Source organism: Cryobacterium sp. TMN-39-2 (genome assembly GCF_004402745.1).
In the GTDB taxonomy this organism is placed as follows: domain Bacteria; phylum Actinomycetota; class Actinomycetes; order Actinomycetales; family Microbacteriaceae; genus Cryobacterium; species Cryobacterium zongtaii.
This window is the reverse complement of sequence record NZ_SOFX01000038.1, coordinates 22,043-48,885: the sequence shown is the minus strand read 5'-3', so window position 1 is coordinate 48,885 and position 26,843 is coordinate 22,043. Positions and strand designations below refer to the sequence as shown.

The 26,843-nt window shown below is 68.3% G+C and carries 23 protein-coding genes; 7 read left to right on the top strand and 16 right to left on the bottom strand.

The window, feature by feature from the left end; genetic code table 11:
* Window positions 1–2 precede the first annotated feature (2 nt).
* The 3 genes from E3O57_RS14165 to E3O57_RS18750 form a co-directional block, all read right to left on the bottom strand.
* Entirely contained in the window at window positions 3–1,259 is a 1,257-nt protein-coding gene (locus tag E3O57_RS14165; protein WP_241990427.1) for a type III polyketide synthase, read from the bottom strand.
* Between the two features lie 109 nt (window positions 1,260–1,368).
* Window positions 1,369–2,205, bottom strand: a complete 837-nt coding sequence (locus E3O57_RS14160; protein ID WP_103478599.1) for a phosphatase PAP2 family protein — start codon at window positions 2,203–2,205, stop codon at window positions 1,369–1,371.
* 176 nt (window positions 2,206–2,381) lie between these two features.
* Window positions 2,382–2,534 (bottom strand): hypothetical protein, encoded by a 153-nt coding sequence (locus E3O57_RS18750; RefSeq protein WP_165787859.1) that lies wholly within the window; start codon window positions 2,532–2,534, stop codon window positions 2,382–2,384.
* 163 nt (window positions 2,535–2,697) lie between these two features.
* Between E3O57_RS18750 and E3O57_RS14155 the strand changes: the two genes are divergently transcribed.
* Entirely contained in the window at window positions 2,698–3,636 is a 939-nt protein-coding gene (locus tag E3O57_RS14155) for a phosphodiesterase (RefSeq protein WP_103478597.1), read from the top strand.
* Here the strand turns inward: E3O57_RS14155 and E3O57_RS14150 are convergent.
* A complete protein-coding gene (locus E3O57_RS14150) occupies window positions 3,566–5,383 on the bottom strand; it encodes a stealth family protein (RefSeq protein WP_088456960.1) in 1,818 nt (605 codons plus the stop codon). The genes E3O57_RS14155 and E3O57_RS14150 overlap by 71 nt on opposite strands.
* Window positions 5,384–5,843: 460 nt before the next feature.
* Window positions 5,844–7,721 (bottom strand): thioredoxin domain-containing protein, encoded by a 1,878-nt coding sequence (locus E3O57_RS14145; protein WP_103478596.1) that lies wholly within the window; start codon window positions 7,719–7,721, stop codon window positions 5,844–5,846.
* Between the two features lie 180 nt (window positions 7,722–7,901).
* Here E3O57_RS14145 and E3O57_RS14140 point away from each other — a divergent pair, with 180 nt between their 5' ends.
* Genes E3O57_RS14140 through E3O57_RS14125 form a run of 4 tightly spaced genes read left to right on the top strand, consistent with a single transcriptional unit; the run spans window position 7,902 to window position 13,296 of the window.
* Window positions 7,902–9,836, top strand: coding sequence for a PAS domain S-box protein (locus tag E3O57_RS14140; protein ID WP_165787858.1), 1,935 nt, complete (start codon window positions 7,902–7,904; stop codon window positions 9,834–9,836).
* Window positions 9,833–10,270, top strand: a complete 438-nt coding sequence (locus tag E3O57_RS14135; protein WP_103478595.1) for a response regulator — start codon at window positions 9,833–9,835, stop codon at window positions 10,268–10,270. The genes E3O57_RS14140 and E3O57_RS14135 overlap by 4 nt, the downstream gene beginning before the upstream one ends.
* Entirely contained in the window at window positions 10,267–12,540 is a 2,274-nt protein-coding gene (locus tag E3O57_RS14130) for an EAL domain-containing protein (RefSeq protein ID WP_103461809.1), read from the top strand. Before E3O57_RS14135 ends, E3O57_RS14130 begins: the two co-directional genes overlap by 4 nt.
* 27 nt (window positions 12,541–12,567) lie before the next feature.
* Window positions 12,568–13,296, top strand: coding sequence for a hypothetical protein (locus tag E3O57_RS14125; protein WP_103461810.1), 729 nt, complete (start codon window positions 12,568–12,570; stop codon window positions 13,294–13,296).
* Between the two features lie 197 nt (window positions 13,297–13,493).
* Here E3O57_RS14125 and pnuC read toward each other — a convergent pair whose 3' ends face one another.
* The 7 genes from pnuC to E3O57_RS14090 form a co-directional block, all read right to left on the bottom strand.
* The gene (gene pnuC, locus E3O57_RS14120) at window positions 13,494–14,159 is read right to left on the bottom strand and encodes a nicotinamide riboside transporter PnuC (protein WP_088456964.1); all 666 of its coding nucleotides are present in this window, start codon (window positions 14,157–14,159) and stop codon (window positions 13,494–13,496) included.
* An 89-nt stretch (window positions 14,160–14,248) separates the two neighbouring features.
* On the bottom strand, window positions 14,249–14,830 hold the full coding sequence (gene msuE / locus E3O57_RS14115; protein WP_103461811.1) for an FMN reductase: 582 nt from the start codon (window positions 14,828–14,830) through the stop codon (window positions 14,249–14,251).
* 251 nt (window positions 14,831–15,081) lie between these two features.
* Window positions 15,082–15,915: an aldo/keto reductase gene (locus tag E3O57_RS14110; protein WP_103461812.1), complete on the bottom strand. Its 834-nt coding sequence runs from the start codon at window positions 15,913–15,915 to the stop codon at window positions 15,082–15,084.
* 84 nt (window positions 15,916–15,999) lie between these two features.
* Window positions 16,000–16,827 carry an ABC transporter permease gene (locus tag E3O57_RS14105; protein WP_241990426.1) on the bottom strand — a complete coding sequence of 276 codons (828 nt, stop codon included), beginning with the start codon at window positions 16,825–16,827 and terminating at the stop codon, window positions 16,000–16,002.
* Window positions 16,824–17,738 (bottom strand): ABC transporter ATP-binding protein, encoded by a 915-nt coding sequence (locus E3O57_RS14100; protein WP_103478594.1) that lies wholly within the window; start codon window positions 17,736–17,738, stop codon window positions 16,824–16,826. Before E3O57_RS14100 ends, E3O57_RS14105 begins: the two co-directional genes overlap by 4 nt.
* Window positions 17,735–18,031: a transcriptional regulator gene (locus E3O57_RS14095; RefSeq protein WP_088456968.1), complete on the bottom strand. Its 297-nt coding sequence runs from the start codon at window positions 18,029–18,031 to the stop codon at window positions 17,735–17,737. Before E3O57_RS14095 ends, E3O57_RS14100 begins: the two co-directional genes overlap by 4 nt.
* On the bottom strand, window positions 18,031–18,687 hold the full coding sequence (locus E3O57_RS14090) for a hypothetical protein (RefSeq protein ID WP_103478593.1): 657 nt from the start codon (window positions 18,685–18,687) through the stop codon (window positions 18,031–18,033). Before E3O57_RS14090 ends, E3O57_RS14095 begins: the two co-directional genes overlap by 1 nt.
* An 86-nt stretch (window positions 18,688–18,773) precedes the next feature.
* Here E3O57_RS14090 and hrpA point away from each other — a divergent pair, with 86 nt between their 5' ends.
* A complete protein-coding gene (gene hrpA, locus E3O57_RS14085) occupies window positions 18,774–22,763 on the top strand; it encodes an ATP-dependent RNA helicase HrpA (RefSeq protein ID WP_103478592.1) in 3,990 nt (1,329 codons plus the stop codon).
* Window positions 22,764–22,897: 134 nt separating this feature from the next.
* Here hrpA and E3O57_RS14080 read toward each other — a convergent pair whose 3' ends face one another.
* Complete coding sequence (locus E3O57_RS14080) at window positions 22,898–23,377, bottom strand: MarR family winged helix-turn-helix transcriptional regulator (RefSeq protein WP_103478591.1); 480 nt, start codon at window positions 23,375–23,377, stop codon at window positions 22,898–22,900.
* A gap of 128 nt (window positions 23,378–23,505) precedes the next feature.
* Here E3O57_RS14080 and E3O57_RS14075 point away from each other — a divergent pair, with 128 nt between their 5' ends.
* Complete coding sequence (locus E3O57_RS14075) at window positions 23,506–23,883, top strand: DoxX family protein (protein WP_103461817.1); 378 nt, start codon at window positions 23,506–23,508, stop codon at window positions 23,881–23,883.
* A gap of 68 nt (window positions 23,884–23,951) precedes the next feature.
* Here E3O57_RS14075 and E3O57_RS14070 read toward each other — a convergent pair whose 3' ends face one another.
* From E3O57_RS14070 to E3O57_RS14060, 3 genes are read right to left on the bottom strand one after another with little or no spacing between them, the layout of a single operon-like run.
* On the bottom strand, window positions 23,952–24,704 hold the full coding sequence (locus tag E3O57_RS14070; protein WP_133159708.1) for an amino acid ABC transporter ATP-binding protein: 753 nt from the start codon (window positions 24,702–24,704) through the stop codon (window positions 23,952–23,954).
* Between the two features lie 41 nt (window positions 24,705–24,745).
* Window positions 24,746–25,786: an amino acid ABC transporter permease gene (locus E3O57_RS14065; RefSeq protein WP_103478590.1), complete on the bottom strand. Its 1,041-nt coding sequence runs from the start codon at window positions 25,784–25,786 to the stop codon at window positions 24,746–24,748.
* Window positions 25,787–25,789: 3 nt separating this feature from the next.
* Entirely contained in the window at window positions 25,790–26,686 is an 897-nt protein-coding gene (locus E3O57_RS14060; protein ID WP_103461819.1) for an ABC transporter substrate-binding protein, read from the bottom strand.
* Window positions 26,687–26,843 lie beyond the last annotated feature (157 nt).

Here is a 26,843-nt window from a genome sequence, read left to right as displayed (position 1 = left end):
GGTCAGCCGCGCTGCACTGTCATCAGGCCTGACTCCACGGTCAGACCCGGCCCGAACGCCATCGCGCAGACCCTGTCCCCGTCGGCGGTGGCCGCGCCCTCGAGGATCTCCTTCATGACGAAGAGGATGGTGGCGCTGGACATGTTGCCGTTGGTGCGCAGGGTTTCCCGCGACGGCACCAGCTGCGCCTCGGTGAGGCCGAGTTTGGCCTCGGTTTTATCGAGGATGCTGCGCCCGCCGGGGTGGATCGCCCAGTGCGCGATGGCGGTGCTCAGAGCCGAACCAGGGGTCGCGGCCGTGAGCACCTGGCCGGGACTCGCCCCGCCGTCCACCGACTGCGATTGCTGCTCCTGTGCCTGCACGGTCACGGCGTCGGCCTCGGCCACCACGCCCGCCGCCAGCGCTAGGGTCAGCGACTCGTCCCGGCCGAACAGCGGCGCCAGGGCCGACTCGATGTGTTCGTCGATGATGTGCGGCACGTACGAGCTCAAAACCATCTCGAAGCCCTCGTCGCCGATCTTCCAGGCCATGTCGCCCTCGCCGACGGGCGTGATCACGGTCTCGAAGTGGTCCAGGTTGAGGGCGGTCTCGCCGGCGACCGGCGCCCGGCTGCTCACAATGCCGGCGGCCGCGCCATCCGAGAACAGCGACGACGCCACGATGGTGTCGGGGTCGTTGGAGGTGCGCAGGTGCAGCGAGCACAGCTCGGCGCTGACCACGAGCACCACGGCGGACGGATCGGCCAGCACGAACTGCTTCGCGGTGCGTAGCGCCGGCATGGCCGCGTAGCAACCCATGAATCCGAGGTGGTAGCGCTGGGTGGACGGCGCCAGGCCCAACTCGCGCACCAGCATGTAGTCAGGGCCCGGCGCGTAGAAGCCCGTGCAGGAGACCGTCACGACGTGGGTGATGTCACTGGCGTCCAGCCCCGGGCAGGCGGCCAGCGCACGCCGGCCGGCCTCCACGAACAGCTTCGTGGCCTGCTCGATGTACAGCTCGTTGCGCACCCGGGTGCCGGGCACGAGCAGCCGCTGGGTGGTGGCGTCGAAGAACTGCGGCTCGGGCGCCTGCGAGTCGAGGGTGAGTTCCTCGATCACGGTATGCCGGGTGTCGATCCCCGACAGGTTGAAGGATGCGGTCACCAACCGCTGCGCCAGCCGGCTGAGGCCAGGTTGGGCGGCGAAGATGTCCCTGACCTGCTCCTGCACAAGGACGGTGGGCGGAACAACGGTCTGGAGCGCTCTCAGCGTGACGGCCATGCCCCAGTGTTACACGCACCGCGCCGTAGGCACATCCCCCTGCACGGCGAGGCGCGCGGCGGATGCGGCGGCAGATGGGCTCCCGGCCGCGGGCTCCCGCCCGCGACCGCTACGGCAGGCGGTCGAAGAGGCGGGTGGCGGTGATGGCCAGCACAAAACCGACCGCGACGATCGCGGTGACCGCGCCGAGATAGGCCACCGGCGCATCCGAGATGCCGAACGCCCCGGTGGCGCCGATACCCGCGGCCACCGCGGTGACGATGCCGGCGAGCACCGCGATCCCGGTCTGCAGCTTCAGGCCCACCCTGGCCGGGGTGGGGGTGCGTGCGGAGCGCTGTCGGCCGCCGGACCGGGTGAGCACGGCCCCGGCGACGCAGCCCCAGAACGCCACGACGAGCAGCGCCGCGATCACGTCGCTGGGCCGGTGCCACAGGCTCACCAGCGTGGATACCCCGGCCGCGACCGCGAATGCCGCCCCGATGGTGCCGGCCAGCCACCGCGTGTGCGGGCTGGCGACGAGGAACACCACCAACGCGGATGCCGCCGCCACCGTTGTATGCCCGGAGGGGAATGAGTTGGGGACGTAGCCGTCCACACCGAGCTCCGGGCGGGTGAGGATCACGTTCTTGAGCAGCTGAGTGGTCACGACGGCCACCATCGCGGCGCTCACGGCGACCACGAGCGGGAACCAGGCGCGTCGCACTGTCGCGATGATCAGGCTCACGATTGCTCCGATGGCGACCATCACCGAGGGGATCAGGTCGAGCAGCTGCCGGGTGACCGTGGTGCCCGTTGAGCCGTCCTCGGCCCCGTTGAAGGCCAGCTGATCGATGGCCTGCCCGGCGACATCCCGCACGAAAAAGCTGTACAACGCCACAAACGCGACGACGCAGAGCAACGCTGCGCCGATGTAACGGGTGGGGGTGAGGCGGGAGATCGAGGGCACTCTCTAGCTTCCCACGGCAGCATGGGTGAACCGTGAAAGCCTGGTGCACAACACATGTGCGTCAGGTGCTGAGCCACGCTCAGGTTGCCTCTTGACATGGTGATTCTGCGGCGTATCGTCGAAATATGTTCGGTAGGCAGATAAGGCGGGAACGGTCCACGCGCGGCGCGGATCGCTCACTCGACCGCGGTGGATACCCGGGCCTGGAGGGCGACTTCGAGTCGGAGCGGCGCCGGGCGGCGGCCGCGGACCACGACACCATCGAACCGTATGAGCACGACGAGGGCGCCGTAGCGGTGCTGCCGGTCACGGAGCCCGGGCTCACGCATCCCTGAGACAGGTCACGAGACGGGACCCTGAGGATTTATCCTCAGGGTCCCGTCTTTTCGCGTGTTGGACACGCTATGTTCATGATTCTCTGATCGACTGGTCTTGTAGCATCCGCAGCGTAATCCCCGTAAAGTGCCTAAGTACCAAACGAATGGAAGCTCCGTGAGCGTTCGAACGGCCGAATACCCCAGGCCGGATTATTTCCTTCTCCACCTCAGCGACACGCACCTGCTCGCAGACGGCAATCGTCTCTACGGCAGCGTGGACAGTGCCGCACACGTGCAGCGGTTGGTCGCGGATGTCGAGGCATCCGGCGGCAGACCCGATGCGATCATCATCACCGGTGACCTCGCCGACAAGGGTGAGCCGCACGCCTACGCGCAGCTGCGCGGCATCGTCGAACCCGCCGCGGAGCGCCTCGGCGCCAGGGTCATCTGGGTGATGGGGAACCACGACAATCGGGCGAACTTCCGTACCGAGCTCCTCGGTGAGGAACCCAGTCAGGCGCCGATCGACCACGTCGACTTCATCGGCGGGCTGCGCATCATCACCCTGGACACCTCGGTGCCCGGCAGCCACTACGGCGAGATCACCGAGAATCAGCTCGAGTGGCTCAGCCTGCAGTTGAGCGTCCCCGCGCCGGACGGCACCATCCTGGCCATGCACCACCCGCCGGTGCCGAGCATGCTCGACCTGTCGGTGGCGGTGGAGCTGCGCGATCAGGCCAGCCTCGCTCACGTGCTGCGCGGCACGGATGTGCGCAGCATCCTGGCCGGGCACCTGCACTACTCGTCCACCGCCACGTTCGCCGGCATCCCGGTGTCGGTGGCGTCGGCCACCTGCTACACCCAGGACCTCAACGTTCCCGTCGGCGGCACCCGTGGCCGCGACGGCGCGCGAGCGTTCAACCTCGTGCACGTCTACGCCGACACCGTGCTGCACTCGGTGGTGCCGCTGGGCGACTTCGAGCCGCTGGACTACATCGACGCCGCCGAAAGCGCCCGCCGCCTGGCCGCCTCCGGCATCGAGATCATGCCTGCGGGGAGTCTGCCCGCATACCGGGAGCCGCCAATGACCAGGCCGATCCAGGTTCTGCGCTGACGTCGCCGTTTCCCAGGCCCAAGGCACTCTCGATGAGGGTGTCCTCGCCGTGCTGGCTGGCCGCGATGACGCTTTCGCGTTCCCACGGGGCCACGATCGGGAAGTAGCGCTCGAGGAAGTCGGTGACGGCCTCGGTGCGCACCTCGTCGCTGATCTCGGGAAAGCTGCCGTCGTTGAGGCAGAACATGTCCTGGTCGCGGCGCTTGAGCAGCTTGTTCATCTGGCGCAGCGCCAGCTTGAGCGTCGTTTCGACGTACAGCGACCGAACCTGGGTCTGCTCCACGGCCCGGCCGGTGGCCAGCGCGTAGTAGTGGTACAGCGAGTTGGTGACCGAGATGTCGGTGGCCGAGCGGAACCGGCTGGCCATGGTGCGTCGGAAGTCCTCGGGGAACTCGGCCTCGAGCTCGGCCATGACGCTCTTGCGCAGCGGTGCCGGGGTGTGCTCGAGGTGCCGGGTGGTGACCTTGCCGAACCGTTCGCGCAGCAGCGCCCGGTTCACCCGCGCGGCGTTTTCGAACCCGCTGCGGCTGGGGTCGTTGTCGCCCAGGCCGATCCGGGTCGCCGCCTCGACGAACTTGGTGATTCCGCCGGGTGAGTAGAACAGCTCAGGTCCCACCGGACGGCCGAAGAACATGTCGTCGTTCGAGTAGATGAAGTGCTCGGCGATACCCGGGATGTGGTGCAGCTGGCTCTCCACGGCGTGCGAGTTGTGGGTGGGCAGAACGGAGACGTCGGGGAAGAAGTCCTCGCTGTTCATGATGGTCACCCGCGGGTGGTCCACCAGCCATTCGGGAGCGGGCGAGTCGGTGGCGATGAAGATGCGGCGCACCCACGGCGCGAACATGTAGACACTCCGCAATGCGTACTTGAGTTCATCGATCTGCCGGAAACGGGCATCCGAATCGTCGCCGGCGCCGGCGACGTAACCGTTCATGCGCAGGGCGCGGGCCTTCTGGAAGTCGCTGGAGGACCCGTCAACCCAGGAGAAGACCAGGTCGATGTCGAAGCTGATGTCGCTGACGAGGTCGTCGAACATGTTCTGCAGGGTGCGCCAGGTGCGGCCGAAGAGCTCGACGGTGGTCTCTCGGGCCTCGGACCGGGGCAGCCGGCGGCGCATGAGGGCATTCTCGACGGGAGCGACGATCTCGTCTTCGCCGAACCGCCACAGCTCGAGCTGGAACGCGGTCTCGGCACCGTAGCGGAGCCGGCCGATGGGTTCGATGCGCGGCTGGTAGACCCTGAAGACGTCGGAGGTGCCCAGAGCGGCGAGGGCGCCGTCGGCGGCGAGAGCCGGGCGGGCGAGGTCGCCGTCGAGGGGCTTGAGGTAGAAGGGCGTGTTCGCGAAGGCCTCGGCCAGGACGCGGCTGATCTTCTTGCGACGCTTGCGGTTCACGGCGATGACCGGACGGTCGTGGTCGCCGCGCACCAGCAGGTAGTCGATGCCGGCGGTGTCAAGGGCGTCGGCCAGGGCGAGCAGGTCGCTGACCCTGGACTCGTGCGGAGTGAAGTGCCCGTTGATCAGGGCGATCTCGCCCTTCCGCACGACAACGTCTTCGCGGTCGAAACGGCGGGTGCGGTCGTCGAGGGTGCGCAGCACCAGCTCGGGTTCGCTGCTCAGCGAGAGGAGGGGAATGGACGCGGTGTCCGGAGCCGGTTCATCGACCGGGTTCGCCGGGGCCTCAGAGAAGCCAGTTCCGGCAGCGATGTGAGAGTGTCGGGTGGAATCGGTGCGGTCAAAGCGTGCCATGGTCCTCCTTGGAGAAAAATACGTGGAGCGGTAACGGATGCAGGGCTGACTGCGGGGTGCCAAGCGGTTGTGCGGGAAAAGCGACGGGCGATCTGCTCAGGGCGGGCATCGATGCGCCAGGCCCCGGAGTATGCGCCCGGGTCTCCCGGGCATCCACGCACCGGTCCAGGCCGGGCAAGGGGCCCGCTGGGAATAGTGACGTTGCTCTAGTGTACGTTGCCGGGGCGGCCGGGGCGTGACCGGCGCGGACGGCGGCGGCTTGGTCAGGCCGTGGTGCCGGCGATCGAACGCGTCGTGGGTGATCATCCGGGAAGCGGTGGCCAGGGTGGCACCGGCCTGCCTGGTCTCGTCGGTGTGCTCGCCCGGCCGGCAACTGTTCCCGTTCCGGACAACTGTGCCCCGTGCGCAGTTGTCCGCACGGGCACCAGTTGCATGGGGCGGGGGCGGCGGATGGGGCGATTCAGCCGAGCGCGGCGGCATCCGTGCTGGGCAGGCGGCAGACGAAGTCGTGGCAGAGGTATGCGGTGGGCAGGCCGTCGCGGGTGGTGCGGTCGGCGAACAGCTCGAAACCGGCGGCGGCGAAGGCGGCGCCCTGCCGTTCGGTGACCACGGCGACGACCCCGGTGCGACGCCGGGCCGCGTCCAGCAGAGCCGAACCGGCCGTGGCGGTGACGGGCCGTTCCGAGGCTCCGTCAGGGGTGACGACGACGAGTTGCTCCACCGGCGTGGTGAGCCCGTTGACCAGCCGGAGGGCGGCGCCGAACGCGAGCGGGTTGATGTCGCCGGATCCGACCAGCCGCACCATCCCGGCCGTGGCCGCGTCGCGATAGCGGCCGGCGCCGGTGAGCAGGTGCAGCCGCCAGGCCGCGCTGGCGATGGCCGAGAGTCCGGACGGGTAGGCGCCCTCGGAGGGGTCGGTGGCGAGGTCGAGTCCCTGCGCCGTGAGCACCGGATCGGCGCCCTCCGGGGCGGCGAAGGTCATTCCGGGTTCACGGCCGGCCGTCGAACCGTCGCCGGGCATGGTCCGGTCGATGAGTTCCCGGGCCACGACCGCGTACCGTACCTCTCCGGTGGCGGTGGCGAGCTCGAGGAGGCCGCCGGCGAACATGCCGTAGTCCTCCAGTGTCGCGACCGCGGCCGAGAGGCGACCGTCGATGGAGGCCCGCACCAGGGCGCCGTCGGCGCGGCGGTGCGCCTGGAGCAGCCTGTCGGCGGCACGTCGGGCCAGGTGCAGCGCGGCAGCGTCGGCGAACGCGTGCCCGGCCAGTGCGAGGGCCCCGATCGCCAGGCCGTTCCAGCCGGTGAGCACCTTGGCGTCCAGGGCCGGCGGGGCCTGACCGCGGCGGGCGTCTTCGTCGAGGGCGTAGTAGCCGCCCTCCACCCGCACCCCGTCGACGGTGCTCTCCGAGTCCTGGGCGCTGGCGAAACCGCCGTCGGGAAGCTGAAGCACCGCGCCGAGAAACCCGACGAGCCCCTCGGCCACGATGCGGGCCCAGCGTTCACCGGTGAGCATCCACGCCCGGGTGTACAGCTCGAGAAGTTGCGCGTTGTCGTAAAGCATCCGTTCGTAGTGCGGGTCGCTCCAATCGCGGTTGACGGCGTAGCGGAAGAAACCGCCCTCGACGGGGTCCCGGAGCGGCGACGCACCCATCCGCTTGAGGGTGCGCAGCGCCAGCTCCCGGCCGTCGGCCCGGTCGAGCAGCAGGCCCAGGGTCGGCGCGGCGGGAAACTTGGGGGCACCGCCGAAACCGCCGTAGACGGGATCCTCCGCCGTGGCCAGCCGGGCGACGGTGTCGGCGACTCTGGCCTGGTCCGGCATCTCCCCCACCGCCGCGGGCGCCGCCTGGGCGAGCGCCTCGGCCAGGCCCGCGGCACTGTCTTCGACGGCGTCCCGGCGGTTGGTCCAGGCATCCGTGACGGCGTTGAGCACCTCACGGAACGCCGGATGCCCCGGCATCGGCGTGGGCGGCGAATAGGTGCCGGCGAAGAAGGGCCGGCCGGCCGGGGTGACGAACACATTCAGCGGCCAGCCGAGGTTCTGGGTGAACGCGCCGGCCGCGGCGAGGTAGCTGGCATCGACATCCGGATGCTCCTCCCGGTCGACCTTGACGCTCACGAAATGCTCGTTGAGATAGGCGGCCAGCGCCGGATCGCTGAAGCTCTCGCGGGCCATCACATGGCACCAGTGGCAAGTGGCGTAGCCGATCGACACCAGGACCGGCACGTCGCGCCGGCGGGCCTCGGCGAAGGCGGCCGCACCCCACGGGTGCCAGTCGACCGGGTTCTCGGCGTGCGAGCGCAGATACGGGCTGATGGCGTCGGCGAGGCGATTCGGCATGGCTCCATTGTGACCCGGCAACCGGCCGCAGCCTCGGTTGACGCAGAAGTGCGTGGGCGGTTTCGTTGGACGGCTGGGGAGCGTGCGGTAATCTTCGATCATGACCGCACTGACCGTTCCGCTTCAGTCCCTGGCGACTCCGGCCGCGGCCACGCACTCTGTGTGCACCGTTCAGTCCGCGTGACAACGGCAGCCACCAGCGATGTCTCCACTCCCGGCCTCGCCGAGCGAGCCCTGGCCGACAGCGAGGCAGACTACCGGTCGTTGGTCGACGCTGTCGACAACTATGCGATCTACCTGATCGACCCGCAGGGCAAAGTCGCCACCTGGAATGCCGGGGCCCAGCGGCACACGGGCTACGCCGCCGACGAGATCATCGGTCGCAACTTCTCTTGCTTTTTTCCGGAGGCGGCGATCGCGGCCGGCCGGCCCGCGGAGATCCTCCGGCTGGCGGCTCAGACGGGCCTCCATCGGGAACAGAGCATGCGCGTTCGCCAGGGGGGTTCGCAGTTCCTCGCCGACCTCACCTTCACTGCCCTGCGGAACACCGACGGCACACTGCGAGGGTTCGCGGAGTTCAGCCACGACCTGACCGAGAGCCGCGCGTCGGAGGTCCGCTACCGGGGCCTGCTGGAAGCGGCGCCGGACGCGATGGTCGTCGTCAACGAGGCCGGCGACATCGTGCTGCTCAACGTGCAAGCGGAAAAACAGCTGGGCTACCGGCGAGACGAGCTGATCGGCCAACCGGTCACCAACATCATCCCGGAAGGCTTCGCCGAACGCCTGATCGCCGACGGCACCCGCTCGGCCGCCGACGCGCTGGCGCAGCAGATCGGCACCGGCATCGAACTCGTCGCACGCCGCAAGGACGGCACCGACTTCGCGATCGAGATCATGCTCAGCCCCTTGGAGAGCAGCGAGGGCACCCTCATCACCGCCGCCATCCGTGACATCAGCGTGCGCAACGCCGCGGCGCTGCAGCTGGTCCAGCTGGAGGCGCGCTACCGGGGCCTGCTGGAGGCGGCGCCGGATGCGATGGTCGTCGTCAACGAGGCCGGCGACATCGTGCTGCTCAACGTTCGGGCGGAAAAGCAGCTGGGCTACCGGCGGGACGAGCTGATCGGCCAACCGGTCACCAACATCATCCCGGAAGGCTTCGCCGAACGCCTGATCGCCGACGGCGCCCGCTCGGCCGCCGACGCGTTGGCACAGCAGATCGGCACCGGCATCGAACTCGTCGCACGCCGCAAGGACGGCACCGACTTCGCGATCGAGATCATGCTCAGCCCGTTGGAGAGCAGCGAGGGAATCCTGATCACCGCCGCCATCCGTGACATCAGCGTGCGCAACGCCGCGGCGCTGCAGCTCGCCACCACCCTGGATGAACTCCGCCGCTCCAACCAGGAGTTGGAGCATTTCGCGTACGTGGCCTCCCACGATCTACAGGAACCGCTGCGGATGGTCTCCAGCTACACCCAGCTCCTGGCGCGCCGGTACGTGGGCAAGCTCGATTCCGACGCGGATGATTTCATCCGGTTCGCGGTGGACGGCGCCACACGAATGCAGCAACTCATCCAGGACCTCCTCGCGTACTCGCGGGTGGGCACCAAGGCCAACAACGTCACCGAGACCCCGAGCGGGCGCGCGCTGGACCGGGCCCTGGTGAACTTGCAGGCTGCCATCGAGGAATCCGGCGCGACGGTGACCTCCGACCCGCTTCCCGTGGTCGTCGCCGACGAGGTCCAACTCGTCCAGCTCTTCCAGAACCTCATCGGCAACAGCATCCGCTACCAGCAGGGCGACACCGTGGCTCGGATTCACCTGGGTTGCACGCGAACCCACCAGGACCGGTGGGAATTCTCGGTGCGCGACAACGGGATCGGGATCGAGTCCCAGTACTTTGACCGCATCTTCGGCATGTTCCAGCGACTGCACGGACGTGACGAATACGCCGGCACCGGCATCGGCCTGGCCATCTGCAAAAAGATCGTCGAACGTCACGGCGGCACGATTTCAGTTGAGTCGGAGCCCGGACAGGGCTCCACTTTCCGCTTTGACCTCCCAGCGGGGGGCGCCACTGGGCCCCCCGCCCTGTTACAAGAAGGCCGCACATGAATATCCAGGTACTACTCGTGGAGGACAGCCCTGGCGACGTCCGGCTCACCCGCGAGGCTCTCCACGACGCGAACGTCGCCATCCAGCTCCACGTCGCCGCCGACGGCGTCGAGGCGCTCGCGTTTCTCCGGCGCGAGGATGCCTACGCCGGCGCCCCGCGCCCGGACTTGATCCTCCTCGACCTCAACCTCCCGCGCATGGACGGACGGGAAGTGCTCGCCTGGATCAAAGCGGACCCGGATCTGAAAACGATCCCCACGATCATCCTCACCACCTCAGAGGCGGAGGACGACATCGTGACGAGCTACCAGCTGCAGGCCAACAGCTACCTGAGCAAGCCCGTGCAGCTGGATCGCTTCGAGACCCTCGTGAAGAGCATCAATGACTTCTGGCTGACGAAGGCCAAGCTCCCGAATCAGCGGGACACCGAATGAGCGGTGCGGACCTCACCCGGATCCTCGTGATCGAGGACAATCCCGGTGATGCCCGGCTCCTGCGGGAGATGTTCAACGAGAAGCCCTCGGACCGCTCACTCAGCCAGGTTGGCACCGCGCGGGAGGCAGAGGCCCACCTGGCCGCGCACGGGGTCGATGTCATCCTCCTCGACCTCGGGCTCCCCGACGCCCAGGGCCTGGACGCCCTCCGACGTGTCCGCTCCGCCGCGCCGCGCGTGCCGCTCGTGGTGCTCACGGGCTTCGACGACGAAGCGCTGGCGGCGCTGGCACTCAAGGAGGGCGCCCAGGACTATCTGATCAAGGGCGAGATCGACGCGAAGAGCCTGCTCCGTGCCCTGCGTTATGCCATCGAGCGCAACGCGATGGAGGAGGCGCTCTTCACCGAGAAGGAGCGGGCGCTGGTGTCGCTCAAATCGATCGGTGAGGGCGTGGTGTGCACGGACACGCAGGGGAACATCACGTTCCTCAACCTCGTCGCCGAGACGATGACCGGATGGCCGCTCCCGCAGGCTGCCGGGCGACCCCTTCACGAGGTTCTCCCGATTCTCGATGCGTCCACCCGCCAACCGCTGCTCACCCACTTCCAGCTGCCGACGGATCCCTCGGTCTTGCCCCGCCTGGGCATCCTCGTCCGCCGCGACGGGCTGGAGATGCCCATCGAGGGATCCGCCGCAGTCATTCATGATCGGATGGGCCACCCGGCCGGCGCCGTCGTGGTGTTCCGCGATGTCACGACTGCCCGCGCCATGAGCCAGGAAATGGCCCGCGCCGCCCAGCATGACTTCCTGACCCAACTCCCGAACCGGGGCCTGCTCACCGAACGGATCACCCAGGCCCTGGCCATCGCTGCCCGCCACGAGAGTCGCGTCGCGGTGCTGTTTCTCGACCTCGATGGTTTCAAACACATCAACGACTCGCTCGGTCATTCGACGGGTGACCGGGTACTCCAGTCCGTCGCGATCCGGCTCGACGGATGCGTCCGCGACACCGACACGGTCAGCCGGCAGGGTGGCGATGAGTTCGTCGTTCTGCTCTCCGACATCTCCAGCGCGGAAGCGGCCGCGATCAGCGCCACTCGCATGCTGCGCGTGATCGCCGCCGCCCACTCGATCGACGGGACGGACCTCCACATCACGACGAGCATCGGGATCAGCGTCTACCCCGAGGACGGCCAGGATGCAGAGACGTTGATCAAAAACGCCGACACCGCTATGTATCAGGCCAAGGAGAACGGACGCCAGGGCTACCAGTTCTTCACTCCGACCATGAACGTCCGGGCCGTCGAGCGACAGTTCATCGCGGAGGGCCTGCGCAGAGCCATCGCAAAGGATGAGCTGTCGTTGCACTACCAGCCGGTGATCGACGTGCGTACGGGAGAAATCACCGGCGCTGAGGCGCTCACCCGCTGGACGCATCCCGCGCGAGGCCCGATCGCCCCGGACGACTTCATCCCGATCGCCGAGGACAGCGGTCTCATCATCCCGATTGGACGATGGGTCATGCGAGAGGCGTGCAGCGAGGCCCAGCGGTGGACCGATGCCGGTCTCGGACCGATCACGATAGCCGTGAACGTTTCGGCCATGGAGTTCCAGGATCACGGCTTCCTGACGGGCGTTCTGGGGATCCTGGCCGACACCGGGCTTGATCCCCGTCGGCTCGTGATCGAGCTGACGGAGAGCGTCCTCATGAGGCGCGTCGAGGCCACTGCCGAAGTACTCCAATCGTTGCGTGAGCGTGGCGTGCGTGTGGCGGTCGACGATTTCGGGACCGGCTATTCCAGCCTGAGCTATCTGCGCAAGTTCCCGGTTGACGCGCTGAAGATCGACCAGTCCTTCATTCGACAGATCACCACGGAGGGCCGGGACACCACCCTGGTGACCGCCGTTATCCACATGGCCCGCAGCCTCAAACTGCGCGTGATCGCCGAGGGCGTCGAAAATGTGGATGAGCTTGCCTTCCTCAAGGAACACCTGTGCGACGGGGCGCAGGGCTACCTGTTCAGCCGTCCCATCCCCGGGCCGCAGTTCATGGCCCTTCTGGCCGCCTCCTCGGTCCACCCGGTCCAGCCCGCCGTGACCCTGACCCTCGGTCGGGTGCGCGGCGCCGAGAGCATGCACGCCACCGCCGACGGCCTGCCTCCCGCTGTCGTGCTGGACCGCGACCAGACCGGCTTCGCGGATGTGGCAACCGACCTTCCCTCGGCAACCGCTGTTGCGACGTCTCGACAGCATGCAGATCGGTCGGGATAAACTCGACCGCGTGAGCGGACTGTGCGCATGACCGAACGCACGATGACCCCCGTCGAGGCGGCGGCACTCCTCGAGGTTGCGGTCGATGCCGAGCTGGAGCAGGTGGAGCGGGCGTTCCGGTACCAGGCCCAGCGCTCGCATCCCGACCGGTTGACCGCCGCAACCCCCGCCGAGTTGGCCGCCGCGGCCGCCCGGTTCGACAGGTTCACTCAGGCCCGGGCCGTGCTGCGTGAGGTCGAGGCCGAGCGGATGCGCCGCTCCCCCGGATCCGCCGGACCCCGGCCGACCGGCGAAGGGGCGGGCTCCGGCTCGAGTTTCGGCTCGGGCGGGCCGTGGGCCGGGACCGGCCGGGAACCTGCCACGGGTACGCCGCCGGGCTGGGCGGCCGACGAGCCGTACCAGCCGGTGCAGCCCGCCGGTCCATGGCTGTTCTGGGTGTGGACGGCACTGTACGCGCTGGCTGCCACGATCTCGGTCATCGGCGGGCCGCTGCCCCAATCCCAGGCGGACCTGTGGCTGCGGTTGGTGCCGCTGGGGCTGGCATCCGTCGCCTTCGCCCGCACCGGACGCACCGTCTTTTTGGTGATCGTGTTGATCCTGGGCACCGCGACGGCGGTGCTCACCGTGGTGTTCGCCTCGTTCGGTCCCCTCGTGGCGCTGCAGCTGCTCATCGCGCCGGTGCTGGGCCTGGTGGCCCTCGGCCGGCCCAAGCAGCTCCGGCGCCGGTCGTCCGCCCCGCCCCGCCCCGCCGGCTGACCGTCCCCACGGCCCCCAAGCACCCGCGTGCGCTCGAAGGACGACCTCGCGAAAGCGGCCACGTGGTCACTTCGCCCCGGCCGAGGCAACCACACGGCCGCTTTCGCGGAAGGTCGACCTCGCGAAAGCGGCGTTCTGGCTACCTCAGCCGATCCAGGCAACCACAGGGCCGCTCTCGCGGGCGCTGCAGGGTGGGATCAGGCCAGGGCCCGCTCCACGAGCGCGCGGCGGCGTTGCACCCGGGTCCAGATCACGAAGCCGGTGATGGTGAATGCGCCATAAAAGAGGTACAGGATCGCGGAGGCGTAGTAGCCGGCGCTGATCAGCAGGGGCACGCCGACGATGTCCACGGCCACCCAGATCAGCCAGAATTCCGTCCAACCGCGGGCCATGCCGTAGGTGGCCAGCAGCGAGCCGGTGAAGATCCAGGCGTCGGCCCAGACCGGTTCGAACGAGCCCAGCGCCCGGAAGATCGGGGTGAGCACCAGCGTGCCGGCGACGAGGCCGATGCCCAGGCCCACCCGCGCCCGGGTGCCGGCCCAGTGCGGGGCGACGGCGACGGTGCCGACCGAGCGGCTGCGCGACCACTGCACCCAGCCGTAGATCGAGACGATGATGAACATCACCTGCCGACCGGCTTGACCGAGCAAGTTCACCGGGTTGGGTGTGCCGAAGACGGCGCCGAGGAACACCGTGAACAGCAGGGCGTTGCCGACGATGCCCACCGGCCAGGCCCAGATCTTGCGGCGCATCCCGCCGACGGCACTGGCGATGCCGAAGACGTTGCCGATGATCTCGCGCCAGAGAATGGTCTGGCTGCCGATCTGCAGCTGGGCGTCAAAGAGCCAATCGATCAGGGACACAGGACACTTCTCTCCCGGATGGGTCGCATCCGTGCACGTCCCAATGTAAGGCGTTTGCGCGCGGGTCTATTCCGCGGCCGCCCGGAGCGTCACCAGACGATGGCGGCCGAATCGGCCGAGAGGTTGGCCGGCAGGCTGGCCCGCACCAGCGGTAGCCCGCGGCGGATCGCCTGATCGATGCGCTCGTTGAGCTCGGCGTTGGTCACCCGGTAGTCGGTGAAGTCGGAGTCCTTGGCGTACACCCCCAACGGCAGGGTGAGCGCCTGGAAGAAGCTGAACAACGGTCGGAACTGGTGCTCGAGGATCAGCGCGTGCCGGTCGCTGCCACCGGTCGCGGCCAGCAGCACCGGCTTGTCCACGAGCGAGTACTGCTCGACGAAGTCGAAGACGTGCTTGAAGAGTCCGGTGAAGGAGGCCCGGTACACCGGCGACGCCACGATGAGCAGGTCGGCGCCCTCGATGCGTCGCAGGTCGTCCTCGGCCGCGGCGGAGAGCTCATCCCGGCGAAGCGCCCCGCTGAACTCGCGGCCGACCCGGCTCAGCTCGATCAGGTGCACGTGGATCGAGAGCTCGCGTTCGAGGGCGTCGAGGATCGCCCGCACCAGGGCGGTGGTCTTCGAGGGAGCGTGCAGGCTGCCGGAAACGGCGACGACGTTCAGGGTGTACGACATGTTCCGACGCTAAATGCCGACGCCGGCTGCCGCCAGCCGCGCCGACACACGGCGTAAGACGCGAGCCGGTGCGCATCCGCCGCCCGCGAAGCAACGCGTGCGTGCCGAGTTGCCGCAAAGTGCCCCTTCGGACGCCGCACAGGGGCACTTTCTCGCAAGTGGGCGCAGGGTCATCCGCTGAGAGGCCGCAAACGGCCCCCTCCGACGAGCGGAAGGGGCCGTTTGCGGCACGTCAGCGGAGCCCGGTGAGGCTAGTTGACCTCGTTGGGGTGCGCGCTGACGCGGCCGCCGCGCTCGAGCGCCGAGATGGTGGCGAGCTCGGTGTGGCTGAGTTCGAAGTCGAAGACGTCGAAGTTCTCCGCCATCCGCTCGCGGCGGTTGGACTTGGGGAAGACGATGTTGCCGGTCTGCAGGTGCCAGCGGATGATCACCTGGGCGGGAGTCTTGCCGTGCGCCTCGGCCGCGGTAGTGACCACGCCCTCATCGAGCAACGGGTACTTGCCCTGGCCGAGCGGGCCCCAGGCCTCGATGTGGATGCCGTGCTCGCGGGCGAACGCCGTGATCTCGGTCTGCTGGTAGGCGGGGTGCAGCTCGATCTGGTTGACCGCCGGCACGACGTCGGTCTCGGTGAGCAGTCGCTCCAGGTGCGGCACGAGGAAGTTCGAGACGCCGATGGAGCGGGCCCGGCCGGACTCGCGGATCTTCGCGAGCGTCTTCCAGCTCTCCACGAACTTGTCGTTCGCCGGTGCCGGCCAGTGGATGAGGTACAGGTCGACGTAGTCCAGGCCGAGCTTCTCCAGGCTCTCATCGAACGCATCCAGCGCCGACTGGGTGCCCTGCTTGTCGTTCCACAGCTTCGTGGTCACGAACAGTTCCGAGCGGTCGATGCCAGACGACGCCAGCGCCTGCCCGACACCTTCCTCGTTGCCGTAGACGGCGGCGGTGTCGATGTGCCGGTAGCCCACCTCGAGGGCGTCGGTGACGATGCGGGTGGTCTCGGTCGGATCGACCTTGAAGACCCCGAAGCCGAGCTGCGGGATGGTGTGGCCGTCGTTCAGGGTGATGGTGGGTACGGAATTCGTCATCCACTGAGCCTAGGGAACCGCCACTGCCCGCGCACGTCACGCACGCCGAGAGCGTAATCAGCGCGCTCTCCGGGGCTGACTGACTCAGTGGTAGCGGCGGCCTTCGTCGCGGCGGAAGAGCAGCAGGGCCAGGGCGAAGGTGCCCGCGGTCCAGACCAGGATGCCGATCCACACCCACGGCTCCAGCTCGCCGCCCTGCACGGCCCAGATCACGAACTCCCGGGCCTGCCGCGACGGCAGGAACATCGACAGGGTGTCGAGCCAGTCCGCGAAGAGGTCCGGCGGCAGGAACAACCCACCCGCGAACGCCAGGCCGAACATCACGATCTGCACCACGGCGATTGCGGCCTTGGACGACATCGAGTAGCCGATCGAGATGCCGATGAACATGAACGGCAGCGCCGAGATGCCCAGCGCCACGATCCCCGCGAGAACGCCCAGTACGGATGCCTCCGCCGCGGTGAACAGAGCGCCGATCGCGATCACCGGCAGGATCGACGCAAGGCCCATCAGCCCGGTCGAGCAGATCTGCCCGAGCACGCGGGAGACGCCCGGTACCGGCAAGGTGCGCAGGTACGGGTCCCACGGCTGCTCCCGGTTGGCCGAGATGTTCAGGCCGAAGCTGAAGAGCGAGTTCGACATCAAGGCGAACACGCTCAGCGCGATCACCGCCTGGGTGGCGAACTCCGGGTTGTCGGCGATGGCGCGTTGCGGCACCACGAAGAACAGCAGCGACAGCCCGGGAAACACGAGTGACCCGATCAGGGCGGCCGGGATGCGGAACGTCTCGACGAGGATGATCCGGGCGTGCAGCAGCGTGAGGGCAAGGATGCCCGTACGGCCGCCCAGAACCGGAGTGCGGCCGGGCGTGCCGGGAGCGGCGCCGACCGGAGCGGGGATGTGGGTGCTCATCGGTTCATCTCCTTCTGGGCGGTGGGGGCATCCGTCGCCCCGGTGAGGGTGAGGAACGCCTCTTCGAGGGTGGCGCCACGAACGGTGAGGCCGGAGAACGGAATGCCGGAGCGCACGAGTTCCACGATCAGCCGGTCGCTGTCGCTGGCGTAGAAGGTGGTCGCGCCGTCGTCGGCCTGCTCGTGGCCCACCACTCCGGGCAGCCCGTTGACAAGGTCTGGCTGGTCGGTGACCAGGCGCACCTGACGCAGCGAGACCTGGTCGATCACGGCGGTCACGGTGTCGTCGGCGATCACCCGGCCGTGCCCCATCACCACCACCCGTTCGGCGAGCGCCTCGATCTCCTCGAGGTAGTGGCTGGTCACCACCACGGTGGCGCCGCGCTCGTGCTGACGTCGCACGGCGTCCCACAGGGTGCGGCGGGCATCCACGTCCAGGCCCGTGGTCGGTTCGTCCAGCAGCACCAGGCGCGGCTGCCCCACAAACGCGAGGGCCACACTGAGCCGGCGCTTCTGGCCGCCGGACAGGGCGCCGGTCTGCCGTTTCAGCAGCTCCGCCAACCCGAACTCCTCGGCCACGGCCGCGGTGGACAGCGGGGTCTCGAAGTGCCGGCCCACGAAGTCGATCACCTCACCCACCCGCAGCGTGGGCGGCAGCGCGGTCTCCTGCGGGGTGCCACCGAGCTTCTGGCGCATCCGGTAGTCGCCCGGTGACCCACCGAACAGCGACACCGTGCCGCTGCTGGGCCTTCGCAGCCCCTGCAGCATGGTGAGCACGGTGGATTTGCCGGCGCCATTGGGCCCGAGCAGGCCCAGGATGCTGCCCGAGTGGATGTCCAGGCTCACGTCGTCGACGGCGAGCACGTCGCCGAAACGCCGCGTCACGTGATCGAGCCGGGCGAGAACGCTCATGAGGATTCCCCTAACAGCCCGCGCAGGGCTTCTCGGTAGTCTTCGAACGCGCGCCGGCCGGTGCGCGACAGGGCCAGGTAGGTGACCGGGCTGCGGCCCTGGTGAGACTTGACGACGTCAACATAGCCCGCGTCCTCGAGCTTCCGCAGGTGGGTGGACAGGTTGCCGGCGGTCATACCGAGCAGCTCCTGCAGCCGGGGAAAGGCGATCTGGTCGCCCACCTCGAGGGTAGCCAGGGTGGCGGTGATCTTCAGCCGGGCGGATGCGTGGATCACCGGGTCGAGTTCGTCCATCAGCTGTTCCGGCGCAGGCGCGCGGCCATGACGGCGGCCGTGACGAGGAAGGCGCCACCACCGACGAGCGCGAAGACCAGGTCGTTGCCGGGCGACCCGGCGAAGGGGGCCGCCGCACCGACGACCAGCATGACCAGACCGAGGACCAGCTGCGATTTGTCCCGCCAGAGCGCGGCGCCACCGAGATAAATGGTGCCGCACATCAGCGCGAAGCCTGACGGGAAGAACAGGTTGGCGAGGTCGGTGGACATGCCGTGGCTGATCAGGGCGGTGCCGAGCAGCCCGAAGGCGGTGCCGCAGACCGACCAGGACAGCCCGTAGACGGCGCCGGAGAAGCTGGACATGCCGCGAACGCCGCGGTTGATGCGCAGGCCGATCACGGCGGAGGACACGATCGAGATCACCAGCAGCACGATGAACAGCGGCGTGGCCACGCCCGCGGGAATCGTGAACCACGGGTTGCCATCCACATCGCCCGACCAGAGGGCAAGGAAGCCAACGAACCAGGCGACCCCCCAGATGAAGTACAGCCAGACGACGGGCGCAATCTGTGAATCCGCCACCCGCCGCTGTTGTTCTTCGAGCATCGCGAGCATCTCGCGCGGGTCCCCCAGGGGCTCATCGAGGGCGGTGGCGGGCGTCCTGTTGTCATCCATGACTACTTTGTAACACAAAGCAGTTTGCTCCACAACGGTTCGACCCGAAGTGGGGTACCTCCGCGACGCAATACTATGGAGGGCTAATGATTCCCGTGAAAATCACCTTCCCGCCCGAGTTGCCGATCAGCCAGCGCCGCGACGACATCGCGCGCGCCATCCGCGACAACCAGGTCGTGATCGTGGCGGGGTCGACCGGATCGGGCAAGACCACCCAGCTGCCCAAGATCTGCCTGGAGCTGGGCCGGGAGTCGATCGGCCACACCCAGCCGCGCCGGCTCGCCGCGCGCACCATCGCCGAGCGCATCGCCGAGGAGCTCGGCCAGGAGGTCGGCGAACTCGTCGGCTACCAGGTGCGGTTCACCGACCGGGTCGGCGCGGACACCCGCATCAAGCTGATGACCGACGGCATCCTGCTCAACGAGATTCACCGCGACCGGATGCTGCGCAAGTACGACACCATCATCATCGACGAGGCGCACGAGCGCAGCCTCAACATCGACTTCCTGCTCGGCTATCTGCAGCAGCTGCTCCCCCAGCGCCCCGAGCTCAAGCTGATCATCACCAGCGCCACCATCGACCCGGCCAGCTTCGCCAAGCATTTCGCGGCCGCCGACGGTACCCCGGCGCCCATCATCGAGGTATCCGGCCGCACCTACCCTGTCGAGATCCGCTATCGCCCGCTGGTGGCCGAGGCCGCGATCGACGACGACGACGAGATCACGGATGCCGCGCCCAGCGTGGACCGCGACTACATCGAGGGCATCTCCGCCGCGCTCGACGAGCTCGAGCAGGAGTCCAACGGCGACGTGCTGGTGTTCCTCTCCGGCGAGACCGAGATCCGCGACGCGGCCGATGCCCTGCAGGGCAAGTTCGCTTCCCGCGACCGCACCAGCCCCACCGAGGTGCTGCCGCTGTACGGCCGGCTCTCCTCCGCCGACCAGCACAGGGTGTTCCAGCCCTCCACAGTGGCCGGCGTGCGGCGCCGCATCGTGCTGGCCACCAACGTGGCCGAGACCAGCCTCACCGTGCCGGGCATCCGCTACGTCATCGACGCCGGCACCGCCCGGATCAGCCGGTACAGCGTGCGCTCCAAGGTGCAGCGGCTGCCGATCGAGGCCATCGCGCAGGCCTCCGCCAATCAGCGGTCGGGCCGCAGCGGCCGCACCAGCGACGGCATCGCCATCCGGCTGTACAGCGAAGAGGACTTCACCCGGCGCCCGGAGTACACCGAGCCGGAGATCCTGCGCACCAACCTCGCCGCGGTGATCCTGCAGATGATCTCGCTGGGCCTGGGCGACATCGCGCAGTTCCCGTTCCTCACCCCGCCGGACTCCCGAAACATCAAGGACGGCCTCGACCTGCTCACCGAGCTCGGCGCCGTCAAGGCCACCGTAGCGCCCACGGGCACCCCCACCGAAGACCCGAGCCAGGCCGGCGGCCGCTCCAGTGGCCGCGATGGTGGCCGCGGGCGCGGCGGTCGTGGGCCGCAGGGCGGGCGGATGGCCGTCACGGCCGGAACGCACACCCTCACCCGGGTGGGCCAGCAGCTCGCCCAGCTTCCCATCGACCCGCGGTTCGGCCGCATGGTGATCGAGTCCAAGGTGCAGGGCACCAGCCGCGAGGTGATGGCCATCGTCGCCGGCCTCACCATCCAGGACGTGCGCGAGCGACCGCTGGAGCGCCGCGGGTCCGCCGACGAGAAGCACGCACGGTTCGCGGACCCCACCAGCGATTTCCTGTCGCTGCTGAACCTCTGGAACTACCTGGAGAACCAGCAGAAGGAGCTCGGCTCGAGCGCTTTTCGGCGTTTGTGCAAGAACGAGTACCTCAACTACCTGCGGGTGCGCGAGTGGCAGGACGTCTACAAGCAGCTCCGCCAGCTGGCCAAGCCGCTCGGCCTGCACATCGGCGACCCCAGTGTGAACCCGGACGGTATCCACCGGTCGATGCTCTCCGGCCTGCTCTCGCACATCGGCCTCAAGGATGTGGCGAAAAAGGATTACATCGGCGCCCGGCAGCAGCGCTTCGTGCTGTTCCCCGGCTCTGCGCTGGCCAAGAAGCAGCCCAACGCCGTAATGAGCGCCGAGCTGGTGGAGACCAGCCGCCTGTTCGCCCGGATGAACGCCGTCGTCGACCCGGCCTGGGCGGAACAGCTCGCCGGCGACCTCTGCAAGCGCAGCTACTCCGAGCCGCACTGGGAGAAGAAGCAGGGCGCCGTGGTCGCCTACGAGCGGGTCACCCTGTACGGGGTGCCGATTGTGCCGCGCCGCCGCGTGCAGTTCTCCCGCGTGGATCCGGCCTACGCCCGCGAGCTGTTCATCCGGCACGCCCTCGTCGACGGCGAGTGGGACCTGGACCGGGTCGACCAGCGGGTCACCGCGTTCGACCGCGCCAACACCGCGCTCCGCAAGGAGCTCGCCGAGCTCGAGGAGCGCACCCGGCGCCGCGACATCCTCTTCGACGACGAGGCCGTCTTCGAGTTCTACCACCGCCGCATCCCCGCCGACGTGCACAGCACCCGCACCTTCGAAACCTGGTGGCGCGTCGCCCGCGCCGAGACGCCGGACCTGCTCACCATGACCGCCGAGGCGCTCGTACCCGAGGATGCGCCGGAGATCGACGAATCGCTTTTCCCGCCGGCCTGGCAGCAGCGTGACCAGCGTTTTGCATTGAGTTACCGGTTCGAGCCCGGCGAGGAGGACGACGGCGTGACCGTGCAGGTACCCCTCGCGCTCCTCGCCCGGGTCTCCCCCACCGGCTTCGACTGGCAGGTGCCGGGCCTCCGCGCCGACCTGGTCACCTCACTGATCAAGTCGCTGCCCAAGGCCATCCGCCGCAATGTGGTGCCCGCCGCCGACTGGGCCGTGCGCCTCCTCGCCGAGCTGCCCCCCGCCCCCGGCGTGGTTCGATCGTCGGTCGAGCTTGTCGAGACCCCGGGACATGCCTCGAATCGCGACCAGGACGCCGACCCCTCCTTCGCCGAAACCCTCGCCGCCCTCATCCAGCGCCTCACCTACGTGCCCGTCACGGTGCGCGACTTCGACCTCTCCAGGGTGCCCGCGCACCTGCGGATGACCTTCAGGGTCGTCGACGAGCGCGGCCGCTCCGTCGCCTCCGGCAAGGACCTCACCGAGCTCCAGCGGCGCCTGGGCAACAAGGTGCGCGAGTCCGTGGCCAAGGCCTCGGCCGCCACACCCAAGAACGCCATCGAACGCAGCGGCCTCACCACCTGGGACTTCATCGAACTGCCCCGGTTCATCGACACCAAGCAGGGTGACAACACCATCCGCGGCTACCCCACCCTGATCGACGACGGCACGTCAGTGAGCATCCGCATGATGAGCACCGCCGAGGAGCAGGCCCGCACCCTGCCCGGCGGGGTGCGCCGGCTGCTGCTGCTGGCGACCGCGTCGCCGGTGGCGTACGTGCAGCAGCACCTCAAGGGCGGCGAGAAGCTCTCGCTGGCCACCAGCCCCTACCGCTCCACCCAGGCCCTGTTCGACGACTGCCTCGCGGCCGCCGTCGACGACGTGCTCTACAGGGTGCGGCCCGACGGCCAGGTCTTCATGAAGGCCGAGTTCGACACCATCCGCGACAGGGTCTCCGGCGTGGTGATGGACTCGATGTTCGAGACCGTCGGGCTCGTCGCCCGCATCCTCACGGCGTCCCGCGCCGCGGACAAAGCGCTCAAGGCCTCCACCAGCATGGCCCTGCTTGCCGCGCTCACGGATGCCCGCGAGCAGCTGAACGGGCTGGTCTACCCCGGTTTTGTCAGCGCAACCGGCCTGGCCCAGCTGCGGCACCTGCCGCGCTACCTCGGCGGCATCAGCGCGCGCATCGACAAGCTGCTGGACAACCCCAACCGCGACAGGGTCTGGATGAACGAGGTGCAGTCCGCCACGGCCCGCTTCGCGGACGCAGGCGGACGCATCCCGTTGCCCGCCGACTCAGCGGCCAACCTGGTTCGGGCGAGATGGATGATCGAGGAGTTGCGCATCAGTCTCTTCGCCCAGGAGCTGCGCGCGGCAGAGTCGGTCTCCCTCCAGCGCATCCAGAAGGTCCTCGCCTCCTAACGCCGTCTCGCAGTCGCACCCCACCGCCGGTCGAGCTTGTCGAGACCTGGTGACAATACCTGCGTTCAGACTCCAGCTCACGGGATCTCGACAAGCTCGATCAGCGAGGCGGGGCGTTCCACAGACAGGCTCATTCAGCGAGGCGGGCCGTCGCAAGCCGCGTGGTCGTCGGGGTGGGCGAGGGCTCGGGCGATGTCGGTGAGCGAAAGCACCTGGGCGGGCGTCAGCCGGTCGAAGACCAGGCGGCGCACCTGGGCCACGTGGCCGGGCGCGGCCGCCACGAGTTTTGCCAGACCCGACTCCGTCAGGGTGGCCAGCACGGCGCGGCGGTCATCCGGCGCCATCTCGCGGGTGACAAACCCCGCCGCCTCCAGGCGAGCCACGATGCGCGACAGCCGCGATTGCGAGGTGCTGGCCGATGCCGCGAGCTCGCTCATGCGCATGCAGTGGTCGTCCCGTTCCGAGAGCATCACCAGCACCATGTAGTCCGCCATCGCGAGGTCAGCATCCCGCTGGAGCTGCGATTCCAAAGCCGCGGGCAGCAGGAAGAGCACCTCTGCCAGGGCCTTCCACGCGGTCAGCTCCTCAGCGTTCAACCATTCCGGTTCGTCCATCCGCCCACTCTACCCAGATTTACTTGACGTCGAAAGTAGTTCACGCTAGTTTATTTGACACAGCAACTACTTCCCCCGCAACAACCGTCGTTCGGCGCTTCCGGCCCGACGCCAACCCTGGAGTTCCCATGAATATCGCCATCTGGATCATCACCGTCCTCATCGCCGTCGCCTTCATCGGCGCCGGCCTCATGAAGGTCGCACAACCGCGTGCCAAGCTGGCCGCCAACGGCATGGCGTGGACCAACGACTACTCGGATGCCGGCGTCAAGCTCGTCGGTCTCGCCGAGCTGCTCGGCGGCCTCGGCCTGATCCTGCCCGCGGTCACCGGCATCGCCCCGATCCTGGTGCCGATCGCCGCGGCCGGCCTGACCGTGATCATGATCGGTGCCGTGGTTTGGCATGTGCGTGCCGGCGACGGCGCCAAGGAGACCATGCCCAGCGTGATCCTCGGCATCCTCGCTCTCGTCGTGGCCATCACCCGCTTCGGCCCCTACGCTTTTTAGCCCGCGACCTGTGACAAAGGCCCCAGAATCGTGGAGATTCTGGGGCCTTTCTCACGGTTCGGGGAGGGCTAGAGCACCTTGGAGAGGAACGCCTGGGTGCGGGCGTGCCGCGGGTTGGCCAGGACCTCCGACGGGAGACCGGACTCGACCACAACACCGGCGTCCATGAAGACCAGGGAGTCGGCGACCTCGCGGGCAAAGCCCATCTCGTGGGTCACCACGATCATGGTCATGCCCTCCTTGGCCAGGCCCTTCATCACGTCGAGCACCTCGCCGACGAGCTCCGGGTCCAGCGCGCTGGTGGGCTCGTCGAAGAGCATCAGCTTGGGCTCCATCGCCAGCGCCCTGGCGATCGCCACCCGCTGCTGCTGGCCACCGGAGAGGTGCGCGGGGTAGTAGTCGGCGCGGTCGGCCAGGCCCACCCGGGCCAGCAGGTCGCGGGCGGTCGACTCCACCTTTGCCTTGGGCAGTCCCTTTACCCGCAGCGGCGCTTCCATCACGTTCTGCAGCGCGGTCATGTGCGGGAACAGGTTGAACCGCTGGAACACCATGCCGATGTCCCGGCGCTGCTTCGAGGCTTCCTTGGGCGCCATCTCGTAAAGCTTGCCGTTGGACTCGCGGTAGCCGATCAGCTCCCCGTCCACGCTCAGCCGCCCGGCCGAAAGCACCTCGAGGTGGTTGATGCAGCGCAGGAACGTGGACTTGCCCGAACCACTCGGCCCGACCAGGCACATCACCTCGCCGCGCTTGACCTCGAGGGTGATGCCCTTGAGCACCTCATTCGAGCCGAAGCTCTTGGTGACTTGCTCCGCCAGCACCATCGGCACGTCAACGGTTGTCGCGGGCCCCACTGTCGTCGCGCTCATCGTGCTCCTCCGTCGCCGGTCGTGCCCGGCGCATCCGTCTTCGGCGGCAGCACCACGGTGGGCTGGCCCGACCCGATCACGGGCACCACACCGGTGATCGCACCCGTGCTGGGCGTCGGGTCGCTCTTGTCGGTCTGCCGGTCACCCACGCCGCGGGAGAAGCGCTTCTCGAGGAAGTACTGGCCGACCATGAGGATCGAGGTGAAGAACAGGTACCAGATCGATGCGACGATCAGCAGCGGGATCGGGTTGAAGGTCTCCGCCGAGATGTCTCGCGACCTCGTGAACAGCTCCAGACTGAACGGCACCGCGGTGACCAGGGAGGTGGTCTTCAGCATCGAGATCACCTCGTTGCCGGTCGGCGGAATGATCACCCGCATCGACTGCGGCAGGATGACCCTGGTCATCGTCTGCGACCAGCTCATACCGAGGGCGATCGAGGCCTCTTCCTGGCCCTTGTCGACCGAGAGCAGGCCGGCGCGCACGATCTCGGCCATGTACGCGGCTTCGTTCAACGCCAGCCCGATGATGGCCAGGGTGAAGGTGTTCAGTGCTGCGTTGGTGCTGAACGAGACCCAGGGGTCCATGAAGGGAATGCCGATATCGATGCTCGTGTAGATCAACGAGATCAGGCCCCAGATGGTCAGCTGCACGTAAACCGGGGTGCCGCGGAAGATCCACAGGTAGAACCAGGCCACGCTCTTGACCACCGGGTTGGGTGAGAGCCGCATCACGGCCAGGATCACGCCGAGGATGATCGCGATCACCATCGAGAACACCGTCAGCTGGATCGTCACCAGGGCGGCCATCGAGATACGCCGGTCGAAGAGGTACTTGCCCACCGCCGGCCAGTCGTACGCCGGGCGGAAGGCCGCGTCGATGACGAACAGAGCGAAGATCGCCATAAGCAACACGGCGAACACCACACGCCACGGGTGTCGCAGCCGGATGGCCTTGATCGGCTCCGAGGTGGATACGGCGTCTCGCGGCGGCGGGGTCGAGCCCGCCGCCGGGCCGGACGGGTGCGTGGTACTCATGGGTTATCCGTTCGCGCCTGCGTTGATTGTGATTTCGTCGATGCCGCCGTCGGCAACGCCCCACTCGTCGAGGATCGCCTGGTAGCTGCCGTCGTCGACCATGGACTGCAGCGCGGCCTGCACGGCCACGGTGAGCTCGGAGCCCTTGGCCACGACCATGCCGTATGGGGCCACATCGAAGGTCTCGCCGGCCAGCTGCAGCTTGCCGTCGGTCTGGGCGATCGCGTACAGGGTGACCGGGGAGTCGGCGCTGAGCGCGTCGGCCTGGCCGAGCACGACCGCGTTGGTCGCGGCATCCTGGGTGTCGAACTTGAGCTTGTCGATCGGGGGCTTGCCGGCGGCCACGCAGGCGTCGCTCTTGGCGGGCACCTCGTCGGTGTCCTCGAAGGTGGTGGCCTGCACGGCGACCTTCAGGCCGCAGGCGTTGTTGGGGTCGACATCCGTACCCGCCGCAGAGGCCCACTGGATGCCCGCGGTGTAGTAGTTGACGAAGTCGACCTGCTGCTGCCGCTCGACGGTGTCGGTGAACGAGGACGAACCGATGTCGGCCTTGCCGCCGGTGACGCTCGGGATGATGTTGTCGAACTTGGCGACCTGGAACTCCGGCTCGAGGCCGAGCTTGGCGGCGATGCCACTGGCGATTTCCACACCCCAGCCGATCGGCTCGCCGGCCTCGTTCTTGAACTCGTTCGGCGCGTAGGTCGGGTCGGTGCCGATGACGAGGGTGCCGGTGTCGGCGACCTCGGCGGGCACCAGGGCTGCGGCCGCGTCGTCGACCTCGAGCGTGGGAGCGCTGCTTGCGTCGGAGCCGCTGGTCGCGGGCGTCGAGTTGTCAACGCAGCCGGTCAGCATCAGCGCGGCGGCGGCGGCGAGGGCGGGAAGTACGTATCTAGCGCGCATGGCACGACCTTCTTCATTGGGGCGTCGAGGTGTCGGATCGACTGAATGGCAGTGGACGGTACGACTGCTGTGAGCCTAATACACCCCTGCGCTGGGGGAACGGCCTGGCGATATCGGTTCGGGAACAGCCCAAACGACGCCTGTCAAGGCTAGTGGG